Here is a 16,269-nt window from a genome sequence, read left to right as displayed (position 1 = left end):
TAAATAAGAGGGTTGATATGAGTAAAATAATTTCACCAATTGCCATTGATATGGGGGCAAAAAATACGGGGGTTTATCTTAACCATTTTGAGCAGGGAGAAGATCCAACAACAAGTGGTAATACGCAAGGAAAAACCATTGTTATAGATAGCACCAATATTACTTGGTCGCAGGCTGATAGAACCAAAAAACGCCATCAAATTCGCACCAATAAACGCCGTAAATTATCTAAGCGTTTATTAAAACTTACTTTAAGTGAATACGATATTAAGCCAGATTTAAAACAGCAAGAATATTTAAATGGCTTGTTAAATCGTCGTGGTTATACTTATCTAGTAGAGGGACTAGATGAAGATTTAATTAAACAATCTTTTGTGGCTGAATATTTTGTCAAAAAGCACGCTGAATTTTTTAAAGAGAAAAAAAGTTTTTATACTGACTTCTTGACCATCTCAAACAATATTAATCAAGCAAAAGCATTAAAAACAGTTTTAACATTGTCAAAAAAGGAAGCAAAAAAGGAGGTAGAAGAAAACCAGCAAGAATTTGCCAATGCTTACGATAATATTAAATCTGTTTTAAATACACAGATTAAAGCCGAAGATGAGGGACATAAATACCGAACAATCTATTTAAAAAATATTAAAGCAGATATTGAAAATTCTGATTTATTAACACCCTTATTAAGTTATTTAGATGCGAACAAATTAGCCAATTTAATTGGCAATATCAGTAATCTACAATTAAGGGTTTTACGCAAATACTTTAACGATGAAAATATGAAATTAGGCGATACTTGGTTGCCTGATAAATTACATCTGATATTTTTTAAATGGGTGAGAAGTTGGCACGCTAAACAAGAGAATGAAAAACAAAATCGCCAAGATATATTGAATCTTAAAAGCAATGCCAATATTTTAGATATTTTGACAGTGCTAGACCTTGAAAAAACTATCCCCCCTTATGAAGACCAAAATAATCGCCGACCACCTAAAGACCTAACTTTAAAACTAAAGCCACAGGGACTAGACAAGCACTTAACAGACTGGGAAGACATTACACAATTATTAGCAGATAATTATATTTTATCGCCAATAGATAAGCATATTACCACGGAAATAGATATTCAAGAAGGGCTGGAAAACAACGCAAAGCCGCAGAAGGACAAGGGCAAAGACCAAGATACAAAAGCAAGACAAATACTAGCAGATACATTGCACAGAATTTTAGACAGAACGATTATATTAGACCCTTATAAGTTGCGTTGGTTGGAACAAGGTAGTGATACACCTGATGCCAAAAAAGCCCAAGATTTATTAAACCAACACAGTAATAATCAGGCAGATAATATTATCGCATTAGCCAAAAAATATTATGCAGAAGTGGCAGTTGCCAAACAAGGATTATGGTCAAGTGAAGATGAAAATAGTTTATTTTTTAGATGTAATACTAATCCGCCACATAAAGGCAAACTAACACATAAATTAGTCGGGCATATTCTACGAGAAACATTCACAGAAGAGGATGTGGTTAATTTTAGAGAACAATGCTGGCATCAAAAAATCAAAGGAAACTCAACCGTTAAAAGTTTGGCTGGAAAGATTGAAGAGACTCGTAAAGAGCATGGCAATGGTTTTAATTACATTGTTCAGACTATCAAAAAACGCAATTATGTGTTGGAAAATAATGATACTACGCAAGCACAAAAAGACAGATGGGCTAAATATAAAAAAGATTATAAAGAGGTTGATGAGGCAATTAAAAATACTGAGTTAGTGGCTGAAAAAATTAATCAATTCTTAGACCATGGCAAACAAGAAAAATACAACAATCCTTTTAGTATTGCCCAACTTTATAATCATTTAGAAACTGAAATTACTGGATTTAGTAAAACGGATAAATTCAATACCGAAGAAAATGCATGGCGTGATAAAGAACAATCTACTGAGATTTTAAGCAAAGCAGGAGAGGTGATAGAGATAACAAAATCTAACGCCTCTCGTTTAACTGCTGATAGCATTCGTCCATTTGATGGATTATTGGACAGAATTATTAGCCGTCAAGCCTATGAAATTGCCAGTATGAAAATTAAACAAATTGAGGCATTAGATGTTGATAAAAAAAATGCGTTATTTGTGCCAATTTTTATGGAACAAAATCGCTTTAAGTTTGAACAAGATATGGCAGAAATTAAAAGCAATGCTAAGAAAAAAAATAGTGCAAAAGAAGGATTAGAGAAACAAGATAGCCTGTGGCAAGAGAAAAACACCAGAATTAAGAAAAATACTTACTGCCCCTATACAGATGAAATTATTACAAGTGGTGAAATTGACCACATCATTCCCCAAAGTCAATCTAAAAAAAATCAAGATGTAGTGTTTAATTCGGAAGCCAATTTAATTTATTGCTCAGGCACAGGTAATCATCAAAAAGGCGATGTCCGTTGGGCATTTGAGCAACTAAAACCCAAGTATTTAAAGGAAGTTTTTGGCGATGAAACCAATATTAAACAAAATATCATAGATTTTATAAAGAGTTTAAATGAAAACGATTCAATCAGTTTTCATAATTTAGAAGAAAAAGAACAAAATTATCTGAGGCACGCTTTATTTATCAGCGAGTTAGACAATCGGACTTTCCCACTTTTAAATACCCGGTATAAAACCTTTGTGAATGGCACACAGGGCTATCTAGGCAAACAAATTAGAAAATTATTACAAGAAAAATATCCAAATATTCAAGTTAAAACCTATCAAATTCCTGCCCAAGAAGTGAGTCAATTACGCACCGTTTTAGGTGAATACAATGACAGTTTTGCAAAGCAAGCAAAACAAGGGGCGTTCTCTCATGTTGTGGACGCTTCTTTGGTTTTAGCCACGGCACTACAAACGCCCAAAATAGCCGAAGAATTAACCACGACCAATGTATCGGCGTTAAGTGAAAAAGGGCAATGGTTACAGGATTTATTGCCACAAAATGCACTGGTTCAACATATTAAACGCAAGCCAAAATATCGTAAACAACTAGAATCCACACAGATATTTAAAGACGGCTTGTATGGTGAACGATTTATGCCAATTTTATTAGACGATGAAAAACTTTATTATGGTTTTGCACTGGATAATTGCCACGAAATAGAGCCGTTAAAAGCACTTAAAAAAACCGTTAAAGACTTTGATAAAAAACAACGAATTGCCAAGGAAAAGCAACAAACTAAGCACAATGCATATTTTGAATTATTAAAGCCATTTTTATATACGGGTAACAAAAATGACAAACATCCTGTTGCAGGCGATTTATCCGATAATTGGCAATATCAATATCTATCTATTGATAAAACCAAAGCCTTAAATCACTTGCAAAAATGTGCCAAAGAAGTTTGTAGTGATACTGAAATTGAACAAGCACAGCAACTAGAAAAACTGCGTTATAGTGTCGAGAAAAAGAAAATCAAAGGTGTTTTGTTGACAGGACAAGGTAAAAAATCTTTTATTAATGCACTAGATGATAATAAATTTAAGGTTTCAAAATTAACGCTACCTGCTAAATCCCAATGGGAAGCATTAATCAATTACCCAATTATAGATTATGCCAATAATAAAACTACATTAAAACAATGTTTTGGAAAGTCCGAACAAATAGAAATAAGCAGTCCAAATATGATCAATTTTTGGCAAGATTTGGCAAAAGAAAGTAGTTTAAGTGTTGATTACCTCCAAGAGCATTTATTTAAAAGAAACGATAAAGGTGAATTGGTTAAAAAATCTGGCATTATCCCTAAAGGCGTTTTTAATAAAAAAATCAAAACAGAGAAAGGGTTGAAGGCATTAGAAGGCAGTGATTTATTAAACACATCCTTTGGCATGGAGTTTATGCAGAAGACAGACTTAATCCCGCAATCAAGTTGGGATACATTGTTTAAAGAATTTTTCCATATAGATAAAATTAAAAATAGTAGCCAGCATAAACAAGTACGCAAAGAATACTCTTTGCCAGTTGTATCAAATCCATCAGGTGGCTTTAGAATTAAACGCAAAAATTCCCTAACGGGCGAAGTAGTTTATCAAGTCAGCAGTATTGCAGATGGTGGCTATGCTTGTGGATTTGAAAAAGATGAAAATGGCAAGGTAAATATGACAAAAGAAGGCGTTACCTTTCATGCTGGATTGAAGAAAAGTCGCAATGTTGCCTATATTGGAAAAAGTGGAAAGCCTAATATTAAAAAAAGTAATACTAGCGATTTAGTAGAATCATTTGGCAATATAAGGGAGGTTGATTTAAATATTGATAATATTCAAAGCAGTCATTTAACTTTAGCAGAATCTGGCAGAATTGATATAAAGATTTTGATTGAGGATCAACTTTTTAAAGATTTGTGCAAGTTTAATGGCAATATTGATTCTAACAATCCCCCATCAGACATTACCTTTGCTTTTAACAAAGACCAAAAAATAGACTGTGATAAATTTAAAAATTTTATTAATCAACAACAAATACCAATGCCACGAGACAATGGAAATAGTAATCGTTGGGCATATAAATTTACTATTCAAGTATTAAAAAATAGTGTAGAACTAGCGTACAGAACCAGTTTATCTAAAAGTATGAAAACCGCTTATCAACAAGGCAGACCCATAAAATGAATTTATCCACCCTAAACCCCAACCCCAAAAAAGCCCTATTCCTCGCCAAAAAGCAACTCAGCGAATTGGTTTTTGATGCGGTTAACTTAGAAGGTGTGAATTACACTTTGCCAGAGGTGCAAACCTTGTTGGACGGGGTAACAGTGGGCGGACACAAGCAAACAGATGAATTGATAACGCAAAATCAAATTAAAGCGTGGCAATTCTTATTTGCAGTCATTGAAAAACAAGATTTTGATTTATCAGCTCAGTTCGTTTGTCAAATGCAGGCAAAAGTAGCCCAGCAAGAAGCATTAACTTGGGCTGAGTTTAGGTCGGGTGGCGTGAGCATTGCAGGCACGGATTATTTACCACCCGACCATACAAAATTAGCGGATTTATGGCGAGTATTGGCAGAAAAAAGCTTGCCTAATGATATTGACGGTATTTATCAATACGCTGTCAGTCTATTTTTGCAAATGGCACGCAATCAGTTTTTTTATGACGGCAACAAACGCACGGGGAGGCTGATGATGAATGGCATATTACTGACAAATGGCTTGCCCGTGATTAACCTGCCAGCCAGCAAACAACTAGAATTTAATCAATTAATGCTGGATTTTTACCCAAGCGATGACGAAATGCCAATGCAAGCATTTATGCGTTCTTGTTTGAACGCTCATCATTTGAAAATAATGGCGGAGTAAATGCACGCACACTTAACCCTAAGTGAATACGGACAATTTATTGGCGTAACCAGTGAATGTCTAACTGTCAAACACGAAGGATTTACTCGGGAATACCCACTGAATCGCTTAAAAAGCATTCAAATTGCCAAGCGAGGTGTCAGTTTTTCCTCAGATGTGATTATCGCCTGTGCCAATAGAGGGATTAAATTTTTCATTCAAGATTTCAAAAATGAAAATATCGCCTGTTTGAGTGGCACAGGGCAGCACGCAGTCGTGCGTGTTCGACAAAATCAGTTTGAATTTATCAAAACCGTTAAAGTATCAACGCTATCAGCATCAGTCATTGCAGGAAAAATTAAAAATCAACGGGCAACCCTGCTTTATTTTAAAAAATACCACCAACAACATAAGGACACCATTGACAAAACTGCCGAGCGATTAAACAGCATTTTGACTCAAATAAAATACAGAAAATGGCAAAATTTTGATAAATGGAGTGCGATATTATTAGGGTTAGAAGGGCAAGCAGCAACACAATATTGGCAATGCTTGGTTGAATGTGATTTAATGCCAAATGATTTTAAAAATAGAATCGGACGACAAGCACAAGATGTTGGCAACAAAGCATTAAATTATGGCTATGCAATTTTAACCTCGTATATTTGGAATGCAATTTTAAATGCTGGATTAGAACCTTATTGTGGGTTTTTTCACACGGTTAGAGCAGGAAAACCCTCATTAGTTTTAGATGTTATGGAAGAGTATCGTGCTTGGGTGGTCGATAGAAATATTATTAAATTACGCACCCAATTAGAAGGGAGAAATGATTTAACACCTACTATAAAAAAGAAAATTATTACAGATATTCACAAAACCTTTAACACCAAATATCATTATAAAAAACGAAAAATGCGCCTAGAAAGCATTTTACAAAGACAAGTTTATCATTTGGCAGGGCATTTTTCTGATGATAAAAAATATAAATCTTATCGATTTAGGTGGTAATAATTTTATGGCTCAAGCAAAACTACACAATGAAGTAATGGTGGCTTATGATATAGAAAACAGCAAAAATCGCACCAAATTATTCAAAAAACTCAAAGACATCAGTCTTCAACCCATTCAAAAATCCGTATTTTGGGGGCACCTAAATAAAGCGGAAGAAGACAGTGTGAAACGACTACTAAAAGAATATTGCCAGAAAACTGATAAAGCCTTTGTCGCTAGAATTGCACTCTCAGAGCAAGTTAATCAAAATAATTCCATTGGTTATGACAAGGACGATTTTCCTAAAAATCCCCATGAATATTATGTCTTATAGTTTGCCAATTAGCCTTATTCGTCAATATTGTTTTTGCCCTAGAATCCCTTATTTTCAAGAATTATTAAAACTCAATCCCAAAAGACCACAATGGGTAAAGCAAGGTGAAGACCTACATCAAAAACAACAAAAAGTCTTTAAACACCGCACCTTAAAACGCTTTAATTTAGAACAAGCCACCCAAGCATTTAATGAGTTTGTAACCTCAGACAGTTTTGCTTTACATGGTGTTGTTGACAGTATTTTAAATACCCAAGAATACATCTATCCAATAGAGTTTAAATTAGGCGGTAGCAAGCCAATGAAAGGACAAATCCTGCAACTCACCGCCTACGGACTATTACTACAAGAAAAATACGATTTACCTTGCCAAATGGGGTTTATCCTGTATGAAACTAGAGGCAAAACCCATCAAATCAATTTTGACGAAAAACGCATACAGCAAGTAATGATAATTAGAGATAAAATCCTAAATGATTTAGAAAATTCTTATATGCCAGATAGCCCAGCAACCCCTGCACAATGCACCCAATGTGAATATCTAAACCATTGTAACGATCGCTAAACGATTTTATCCTTGATTTTTTAAGCACACTAAAATAAGCAATTATCAGCATTTTTTAGTCTCATTGCTTTTTGAAAATAGTATTATTCTAAAATAAAAAAATGCACATTTGACCTCCGCCCTTGCTAGTATAATATTTCCTAAAAATACTGTAATAATAAGGTTTAACGCCATATTAATTCATTCTATTTTTGAATTAAGGTATAATACTTCCATTAGTTTTAGACAATAAAAAACCCGATATGTGCAATACAGAGATCGGGTCAAAATTTATTTTAGATGATTTCAGTGCATCGTTGTTTAGGTTATGATGTGCTGTCACTAGTGAGAAATTATAACAAAAAAACTTCGCAAAATTCAACACTTTTTAATATTTTTATGAACTTCGTAAAAACATCCTTTTCCCAACTTTTAAAATCCTTACTGTGTAAGAGTTTTAAGCCGAGCCAGCACATCATAACCTAAACAACCAGCAACTGAAACATTCGTTACCGATAAATCTATCGTCTGCAGATTCCCAGCACATCATAACCTAAACAACCAGCAACTGAAACCTCTTTGGTTGTGGCGTTATTGCCTGTTTTAAACCAGCACATCATAACCTAAACAACCAGCAACTGAAACGTCCCATTCCTAGTCGTCCTCTGGCACAAAGACGCCAGCACATCATAACCTAAACAACCAGCAACTGAAACTATAATCGTTGCAGTGTTCAAATGTTCCGCGGGTTAATTCCAGCACATCATAACCTAAACAACCAGCAACTGAAACTAGAATACGATTTTGACCCTGGTCAATCTTACACCAGCACATCATAACCTAAACAACCAGCAACTGAAACTACTATATGGGTGGTCGTGTGGAATGTTTTGAGACCAGCACATCATAACCTAAACAACCAGCAACTGAAACAACGCACCCAAATTCTATTTTACAACTCTCTGACCAGCCAGCACATCATAACCTAAACAACCAGCAACTGAAACTACGCAATGACCAAGCAACACTTTAGCGGAGATACCAGCACATCATAACCTAAACAACCAGCAACTGAAACTGCCCACAAAAGCCGCTGGTGCAATCGCTGGTATTCCAGCACATCATAACCTAAACAACCAGCAACTGAAACAAGTCTAACCGACAAGAACAAATCCGCCGAGCCTTCCAGCACATCATAACCTAAACAACCAGCAACTGAAACCTCTAATTATGAATTATGCAATGAGAACAGATAGTCCAGCACATCATAACCTAAACAACCAGCAACTGAAACCTAATTGCTCAATGGTATTTATTTTATCTACTTTCCAGCACATCATAACCTAAACAACCAGCAACTGAAACTACTACTGGAATAACATACACGGTGAAGGAATGTTCCAGCACATCATAACCTAAACAACCAGCAACTGAAACAACGAGAGCAACACAAGAAACAAATCACCGATTATCCAGCACATCATAACCTAAACAACCAGCAACTGAAACCCATTAAAGACGGTCTATTGGTTTTTTTTCTTACCAGCACATCATAACCTAAACAACCAGCAACTGAAACTAGTTGTTTTTGTTAAAAATTTGTTTGGCTGTTCCAGCACATCATAACCTAAACAACCAGCAACTGAAACTAACAATCAGTTTGGATAAGGCTGGGAAAACTGGCCAGCACATCATAACCTAAACAACCAGCAACTGAAACTGAAAAGTCTTACCAGAGCCAGTGCCGCCAATAACCAGCACATCATAACCTAAACAACCAGCAACTGAAACCCGAAGCCCCAACCTGCAACACACCAGGCTGCCACCAGCACATCATAACCTAAACAACCAGCAACTGAAACCATTAAGCACTGCAAGTGAAGTAGTAAGAATTTCAATCCAGCACATCATAACCTAAACAACCAGCAACTGAAACGCAAGAGATGTTCGCCAAACCAGCAAACTATGACCCCAGCACATCATAACCTAAACAACCAGCAACTGAAACATGTTACTGAATTAGCCTCTAGGTTTAGTGCCAATGCCAGCACATCATAACCTAAACAACCAGCAACTGAAACGCTTCATTTCTATTTTGTTTTCCATTTTATTGTCCTCCAGCACATCATAACCTAAACAACCAGCAACTGAAACGCTGTCAAATTGGCGACATTCACGGCGATGTTAACCAGCACATCATAACCTAAACAACCAGCAACTGAAACACTTCAGTTGTATTGTATGTTGAAATTATTTCAAATCCAGCACATCATAACCTAAACAACCAGCAACTGAAACTTGGTGGCTCCCCTACTCCTGACACAGTTGCATTACCAGCACATCATAACCTAAACAACCAGCAACTGAAACCCCGACCGAGCGAACAAGTGAGGGAGGGAGGGAGCCAGCACATCATAACCTAAACAACCAGCAACTGAAACCAAGCAAAACAAGTCTTGCACTACAAGTCATTGGCCAGCACATCATAACCTAAACAACCAGCAACTGAAACATTAAGTCCATTACTCCTACAGTAAGGTCGCAATGCCAGCACATCATAACCTAAACAACCAGCAACTGAAACAATATTTCCAATTAATATTACTTTGTTAATTCCCACCAGCACATCATAACCTAAACAACCAGCAACTGAAACAACTGATATTTATGAGAGTCAACAGCATTATTAGCACCAGCACATCATAACCTAAACAACCAGCAACTGAAACTAGCAAATGAGTTAATAACCCGTAAAATCGAATATCCAGCACATCATAACCTAAACAACCAGCAACTGAAACGAGATTAATCTTTACATATCATCAGGAGGAGGGTCTCCAGCACATCATAACCTAAACAACCAGCAACTGAAACTTCATCTACCTCTGAAACAAGAAAACTATTAGCAACCAGCACATCATAACCTAAACAACCAGCAACTGAAACCATCTTTCAATCAAGATATTACTAACTGGGATGCCAGCACATCATAACCTAAACAACCAGCAACTGAAACCAGACCTAATACAGACTGGGTTAGAACACAACGCCAGCACATCATAACCTAAACAACCAGCAACTGAAACGACAAGGAAATCCTCCGACCAAAAGTTCAAAGTCCCAGCATAACCTAAACAACCAGCAACTGAAACCACCACCAATCAATGGACACTTTACTACGCGGAACCAGCACATCATAACCTAAACAACCAGCAACTGAAACTGCGTAGGTCAAGGGCATATCGCTGATGTAATTACCAGCACATCATAACCTAAACAACCAGCAACTGAAACAAATAACTCAAACTGATGAATTCTTTATCCTTTACCAGCACATCATAACCTAAACAACCAGCAACTGAAACCATCTGGTATTGATCGGCCATTGCTTGGCTTGCTCCAGCACATCATAACCTAAACAACCAGCAACTGAAACTAGCGGCTCCGTTCGTTCGGCGGGCGTTCGTTCGTTCCAGCACATCATAACCTAAACAACCAGCAACTGAAACGAAACTGAAACTCAACAGTTAAAACAACTTCCTTTTTATTGAACCATTACAATCAGGCTAAAGAGAGGAAGGGGTCTATAATATTGAGCCTAATCTGGATGTTTCTTTGGGGTGTAAGGGTGTAGTATTATGGTATTCCAGTCTTAAAGTAATTTATTTTTCTAAAAATTCAAGTGCCTTTGCAATATCGGGAGTTTCTAAAGTCAGAGCATCTTTTTCGCTTCTTAGCCAAGTGCTTTGGCGTTTACAGAGTTGGCGGGTGGCGATGATGGCTTGGTCTATCATTTCTTCTAGGTTGATTTTGTTGTTGAGGTATTGCCACGCTTGGCGATAGCCGACGCAGCGGATGGCAGGTAGGTCTGGGTGTAGATTTGGGTTGGTTTTTAGGGTTTTAACTTCGGTTAAAAAACCGTTGTCTATCATTGATAAAAATCGGCGTTTAATTCTTGCGTGGAGTTCGGGGCGGGGTGGCATGAGGATGATTTTTTTGATGGGGAAAATTAATCCTGCTTGTTTGTTGCCTTGGAGTTGGCTGAGGGTTTTTTTGCTGATGTCAAAGACTTCTAAGGCTCGGGTGATGCGTTGAGCGTCATTTGGGTGAATGCGTTGAGCAGATTTGGGGTCTATTTTTTCTAAATCGTGGTGTAGGGCGGCAACACCTTTTTTTCGTAAAAGTTGGTTGAATTTCTCTCTGGATTCTGGGGTGGATTCTGGCAGGGTGGAGAGCCCGTGTTCTAATGCGTTGAAATAAAAGGAGGTGCCACCGACTAAAATTGGGGTTTCGCCTTTTTCAAAGGCGATTTTTATTTGTGCTTTGGCATCTTTAGTAAAATCATGTGCTGAGTAAGGTTCTTCGGGATTGCAGATATTGATTAAATGGTGAGGGTATTTTTTTAGTGTTTCAGCGTCGGGTTTGGCGGTGCCGATGTCCATGCCTTTGTAAATTAGGGCAGAATCAACGCTGATAAGACGGGTTGGGAATTGTTGTGATAATTTAATCGCTAGGTCGGTTTTTCCTGAGGCGGTGGGACCCATTAAAAATATGACGGTATTGGCTTGAATTGACATTTAATTACTAAGTTTAATTGAGTGTAACCTACATTATAATAATGCTATTAAATTTATTAGACATAAATAATGTTTACAATCGAAAATCAAGCAACAGGCAAAATATTTAGAACCCAGGGTGATGACTCAATTTTAGATGATGCATTAATTCACGGTTTAAATTTTCCATATGGGTGTCAAAAAGGCTTTTGTGGCAAGTGCAAGGCGACGATTATTGAAGGCGAAGTGAGTTATGATGGGGATGTTCCGAATGGCATTACACCTGAGGAAGCGGCAGAAGGAATGGCGTTGTTGTGCCAGTGTTATGCGAAGTCTGATGTATCGCTTGTGGTGCAGGAGTTGGATAGTTTGGCGGATATTGAGGTTAAGTCATTGCCGTGCAAAGTGCAAAGTATCAAGCATCTTAATCACGATGTGGCACAAGTGATGTTGAAAATCCCTGGGGCTGAGTCGTTGCAATATTTTGCAGGGCAGTATATCGATTTAATTCATCCTGATTTTGAGCCCCGTGCGTTTTCTATTGCCAATGCACCGACGAATGCCAGTTTGATTGAGTTGCATGTGCGTTTGGTGGAAGGGGGTAAATTTACCCATTTTGTGTTTAATAAAATGGAGGAAAAATCTTTATTGAAACTGGAAGGGCCGAAAGGCGATTTTTTCTTTAGAGAAGAGAGTAAAAAGCCCGTAATTTTGGTGGCAGGTGGCACAGGATTTGGACCGATAAAATCCATTGTTGAGCACGCCGTAGCAATAAAATTAAACCGACAGATTTATATTTACTGGGGTGTTCGCAGTGAACGAGATTTGTATATGGACTTGCCACAGCAGTGGGCAGAGACATATGATAATATCCATTTTGTGCCAGTTTTATCAGAATCGAATGAGGTGTGGCAGGGGAGGACAGGCTTTGTGCATGAGTGCGTATTAGCGGATTTTGAGGATTTAACGGGTTATGAGGTTTATGCTTGTGGCCCACCAGCAATGGTGAAATCTGCTGCCAATACTTTTGTGGCACAGGGGATGATTAAGGATAATTTCTTTTCAGATGCCTTTGTTTTTGCTTACACTAAGGAGAAATAATAATGAGTAATATGCAACAACATTTAACTGAGCAATTGACCATGGCATTGAGTCCAACGCATTTAGAGGTAATGAATGAATCTGCTAACCATTCAGGTCCTGCGACTGAATCACATTTTAAATTAATCGTAGTGAGTGATGAATTTACGGATAAAAAATTGATTGACAGACATCGTTTTATCAATCAATTATTTAAAGCAGAATTGACGCATATTCACGCCTTAGCAATGCATACTTATACGCCAAGTGAGTGGGAAATGAAAAACAGTGTGCCTGCTTCACCGCAATGTGCAGGGGGATCAAAATCTTAAGAATTTTAATATTACTGTTATTTTTATTGCTGAATGGCTGTGTATTACAGGACGCTATTAGCAGTTTTATCAAGCCTGCGACACCAGCCATCTCTGTATCTGCGGTATCAACAACCCTTACAAAGCCTAAGTCATTTGTATCCAGTAAAAAAACGGTAACACTAATTGCCAAACCCGCACCTTTAGAAGCAGGTGAAGAAGATTTATGGCGCTATATTTCCAAGGGCAATACGCTCAAGGCGCGTAATCATAGAGATATATATTGGCATATTAAATGGTTTAAGGACAATCCTGATTATCTCACTCGTGTGACCAAACGCGCAGGGCCATATTTGTATCTTGTGGCTCAGGAGGTGGAAAAAGCGGGTTTGCCGATTGAGTTAGCATTGTTGCCGATTATTGAGTCGGCTTATTATCCGTTTTCTTATTCGCATGGCACGGCGTCGGGTTTGTGGCAATTTATCCCCGATACGGGCAAGTTATATGGGCTTAAGAAAAATTATTGGGTAGATGAACGACGCAGTGTTATTCGTTCCACGCGTGCAGCCGTTCTTTATTTGAAGAATTTACATACTTTGTTTAAAGGTGACTGGTTGTTGGCAATTGCCAGTTACAATTCAGGACCAGGCAGGGTGCAAAGGGCAGTGAAAAAAAACAAAGCCAAAGGTAGAAAAGCCGATTTTTGGAATATTTCACTGCCTGCAGAAACGCGAGGTTATGTGCCGAGATTGTTGGCAGTGGTAGAGTTGATTAAAAATCCAAAGAAATATGGTCAAACCATCACCCCTATTACTAGTAAGCCACAACTTGAATCAGTGTTTATTTATTCGCAGTTAGATTTGTCGCTGATTTCTGAATGGACAGGGCTGAGTTTAGATGAGATTTATACATTTAATCCTGATTTAAATCGTTGGGCGACACCAGATACGACGCGTTATGAGTTGTTATTACCGATTCAAAAAGTGGCAGAATTTAAAAAAGCGCGTGCGAGTTATCCGAAGCAAAACCAGTTGCGTTATAAGCGTTATACGATTAAATCGGGTGATAGTTTAAACCGATTGGCAAAGAAATTTAATTCATCAGTTGCCTATATTAAGAGTATCAATAACATCAAAGGCTCTCACATTAAACTTGGGCAAAAAATTATTATTCCAATTCCGAGAAAAGCCAAAGATTATTATTCACTGTCCAAAGAGCAGCGCACGGCACAGAGATTTAGCAGTAAAAAACACGGTAAGAAAATGACTCATATTGTTGCCAAAGGTGAAAGTTTATGGGTGATATCGAAACGCTATGATGTGCCTGTCGATAGTATGATTAAATGGAATCATTTGTCTAATGCAAAAAAAGGCTTGCAAATTGGGCAAAAATTAGACATTTGGCAGGTGCAAAAAATTAAGGCGTCCAAGCTAAAAAATCTCACTAAAACTGGGGTTAATGTTAAGCGAACAATTTCTTATCGTATTCGCAGTGGTGATAGTTTGTCAGTGATTGCACATAAGTTTGGTGTGCGTGTTTCGCAGTTACGCAAGTGGAATAAATTACCTACCAACAAGCCGCTTAAAATTGGCAGAAAACTGAAAATTATTAAACCTATTGTTAAATAGAGACCTTTGCATAAATATGAATAATCATCAAAACGCCATCTTTCATCAAATTACAAACTTTTTAAAAACACCCTTAGCCCTGCTAGGAGTGGATTTAAAAAATTTCCAATTTAATAAAATCTGTTATTTTTCTAATCATCCCTATTTATGCAAAGGTCTCAAATAAAATGAATCAATTACCTATTAATAAAATTTTTATCGCAGGTTTTGCTTTTACAATGACGCATTGGAAGAAAATATTGGAAATTTCACTCATTCCTTTCTTGATTTCTTTACCGTTAATGATGACAATGCCCGAATTATTAGCCATCATCAAGCAAGTGTTTTTAGCCTTGGAGCAAGCAAAGCCCGATACCCCGTTGCCTGAAATTACACTGCCCGATAACATCAGTATTTATTTTATTTTGTTTTTGTATGGCAATATTTCTTTGTCTATTGGTTTATATCGTTTGGTTGCTTTGGGTGGTCAATCTGTGGGTATTATGCCTGTGTTTGACTTAGGTAAAATCGTGCGTTTTGTTGGTTTGACGCTACTAGTGGGGATGGTTAGCATTGTGCCATTGGTGCTTACCAATCTGTTGATATTGCAGTTTATTATGTCTTTTCTAATTGTGCCAATTACGCTGAATTTTGTTAATATTGCGGTTGGCAACCCTTCTAAATATCGTTGGGGTTTATCATTTCCTACACATATGAATTTATTCTTTTTACAAGTAATTGTACCGATATTGGTAGTGCTATTATTTACCACTTTATCCAATCTGATAGGTTTAGGTGCGAGTGTGGAATGGGTGGCGAGAGTACTGGTGTTTTATTGGAGTGCGATTACATTGACATTGTGCCATCAATTAATTACCACTTCACGGAAAACCCCTTAGGGTAACGCATATCAAAAGTAGCTCGGTTGAGTTTCTTTTTTGCAATTTTTTTCCTGAGCTTTGCATAAACCTTCAAAAATCTTACCAATCGTTGTTGTTTTTGCTGATAGCCCAACACCACTTTAATATTGGGTTCAAATACCAATTTATCAATATGTGTTCTTGAGAAAGATTTAATGCGTTTTTTGGTAGCATTTTGGTAGATTAGATAGTCCTGATACAGTTGGGCGATACTGGCTTTGTCCGCCTTAGAGCGTGCCAATACAACATCAGATTTCACCTGTTTTTTAGGGATAAATAGTGCGCCAGTATTGGAAATATATCCTGAGCAATTAGGCGTGCTTTTCATTTTACAATCTGTATTTTCCCAACGCATTGCAATCTGTTGAGTTTCAATATTGATTTTCACTGTATTGAAAAATGAGCGTTTAACTTGTGCTGTAGCAATCCAGGGCTCACTTTCCAGCAGGTGTTTAATTTCCACTAAATTCAATAAGTTTTTGTCTTTAATCAAAGGCTGTATCTTTTTTTCGAGTTCGGCTTGAGTAATTGGCAAACTACTATCAATTTGCCATTTAAAGGCAGTTTTTAAAGAATCAATATCCTTGATTTTTGTCATTCCCCACAGAGTAAGACTTAT

Annotated in this window: 12 protein-coding genes and 1 CRISPR repeat array; of the genes, 10 read left to right on the top strand and 2 right to left on the bottom strand. The window is 37.1% G+C overall.

Annotated features, from left to right (window positions below):
• The first annotated feature begins 17 nt into the window (after positions 1-17).
• The 5 genes from cas9 to cas4 are packed head-to-tail and all read left to right on the top strand — an operon-like array spanning position 18 to position 7,197.
• The gene (cas9, locus tag AB8525_RS02985; protein WP_369178518.1) at positions 18-4,643 is read left to right on the top strand and encodes a type II-B CRISPR-associated RNA-guided endonuclease Cas9/Csx12; all 4,626 of its coding nucleotides are present in this window, start codon (positions 18-20) and stop codon (positions 4,641-4,643) included.
• On the top strand, positions 4,640-5,329 hold the full coding sequence (locus AB8525_RS02980) for a Fic family protein (RefSeq protein ID WP_369178516.1): 690 nt from the start codon (positions 4,640-4,642) through the stop codon (positions 5,327-5,329). The genes cas9 and AB8525_RS02980 overlap by 4 nt, the downstream gene beginning before the upstream one ends.
• On the top strand, positions 5,330-6,316 hold the full coding sequence (gene cas1, locus AB8525_RS02975) for a CRISPR-associated endonuclease Cas1 (RefSeq protein WP_369178515.1): 987 nt from the start codon (positions 5,330-5,332) through the stop codon (positions 6,314-6,316).
• A 7-nt stretch (positions 6,317-6,323) separates the two neighbouring features.
• Positions 6,324-6,632, top strand: a complete 309-nt coding sequence (cas2, locus tag AB8525_RS02970) for a CRISPR-associated endonuclease Cas2 (RefSeq protein ID WP_369178513.1) — start codon at positions 6,324-6,326, stop codon at positions 6,630-6,632.
• Positions 6,613-7,197: a CRISPR-associated protein Cas4 gene (gene cas4, locus AB8525_RS02965; RefSeq protein ID WP_369178511.1), complete on the top strand. Its 585-nt coding sequence runs from the start codon at positions 6,613-6,615 to the stop codon at positions 7,195-7,197. The genes cas2 and cas4 overlap by 20 nt, the downstream gene beginning before the upstream one ends.
• 446 nt (positions 7,198-7,643) lie before the next feature.
• A CRISPR array of direct repeats spans positions 7,644-10,685; the repeat unit is 37 nt; unit sequence CCAGCACATCATAACCTAAACAACCAGCAACTGAAAC.
• Between the two features lie 153 nt (positions 10,686-10,838).
• Here cas4 and miaA read toward each other — a convergent pair.
• Complete coding sequence (gene miaA / locus AB8525_RS02960) at positions 10,839-11,753, bottom strand: tRNA (adenosine(37)-N6)-dimethylallyltransferase MiaA (RefSeq protein ID WP_369178509.1); 915 nt, start codon at positions 11,751-11,753, stop codon at positions 10,839-10,841.
• A 69-nt stretch (positions 11,754-11,822) separates the two neighbouring features.
• Here miaA and AB8525_RS02955 point away from each other — a divergent pair, with 69 nt between their 5' ends.
• Genes AB8525_RS02955 through AB8525_RS02935 form a run of 5 tightly spaced genes read left to right on the top strand, consistent with a single transcriptional unit; the run spans position 11,823 to position 15,629 of the window.
• The gene (locus AB8525_RS02955; protein WP_369178507.1) at positions 11,823-12,833 is read left to right on the top strand and encodes a CDP-6-deoxy-delta-3,4-glucoseen reductase; all 1,011 of its coding nucleotides are present in this window, start codon (positions 11,823-11,825) and stop codon (positions 12,831-12,833) included.
• Between the two features lie 2 nt (positions 12,834-12,835).
• Positions 12,836-13,144 carry a BolA family protein gene (locus AB8525_RS02950; RefSeq protein ID WP_369178505.1) on the top strand — a complete coding sequence of 103 codons (309 nt, stop codon included), beginning with the start codon at positions 12,836-12,838 and terminating at the stop codon, positions 13,142-13,144.
• Positions 13,120-14,751 carry a LysM peptidoglycan-binding domain-containing protein gene (locus tag AB8525_RS02945; RefSeq protein WP_369178504.1) on the top strand — a complete coding sequence of 544 codons (1,632 nt, stop codon included), beginning with the start codon at positions 13,120-13,122 and terminating at the stop codon, positions 14,749-14,751. The genes AB8525_RS02950 and AB8525_RS02945 overlap by 25 nt, the downstream gene beginning before the upstream one ends.
• A gap of 16 nt (positions 14,752-14,767) precedes the next feature.
• The gene (locus AB8525_RS02940; protein ID WP_369178502.1) at positions 14,768-14,917 is read left to right on the top strand and encodes a hypothetical protein; all 150 of its coding nucleotides are present in this window, start codon (positions 14,768-14,770) and stop codon (positions 14,915-14,917) included.
• A 1-nt stretch (position 14,918) separates the two neighbouring features.
• Entirely contained in the window at positions 14,919-15,629 is a 711-nt protein-coding gene (locus tag AB8525_RS02935; protein WP_369178500.1) for a hypothetical protein, read from the top strand.
• Here the strand turns inward: AB8525_RS02935 and AB8525_RS02930 are convergent.
• On the bottom strand, positions 15,604-16,248 hold the full coding sequence (locus AB8525_RS02930; RefSeq protein WP_369178498.1) for a cell division protein FtsQ/DivIB: 645 nt from the start codon (positions 16,246-16,248) through the stop codon (positions 15,604-15,606). The genes AB8525_RS02935 and AB8525_RS02930 overlap by 26 nt on opposite strands.
• Positions 16,249-16,269: the final 21 nt, after the last annotated feature.

The sequence above is a fragment of the Candidatus Thiodubiliella endoseptemdiera genome (assembly GCF_964212635.1).
GTDB classification, from domain to species: domain Bacteria; phylum Pseudomonadota; class Gammaproteobacteria; order PS1; family Pseudothioglobaceae; genus Thiodubiliella; species Thiodubiliella endoseptemdiera.
The sequence above is the reverse complement of the archived record's forward strand: the minus strand, read 5'-3'. Positions and strand labels throughout refer to the sequence as shown.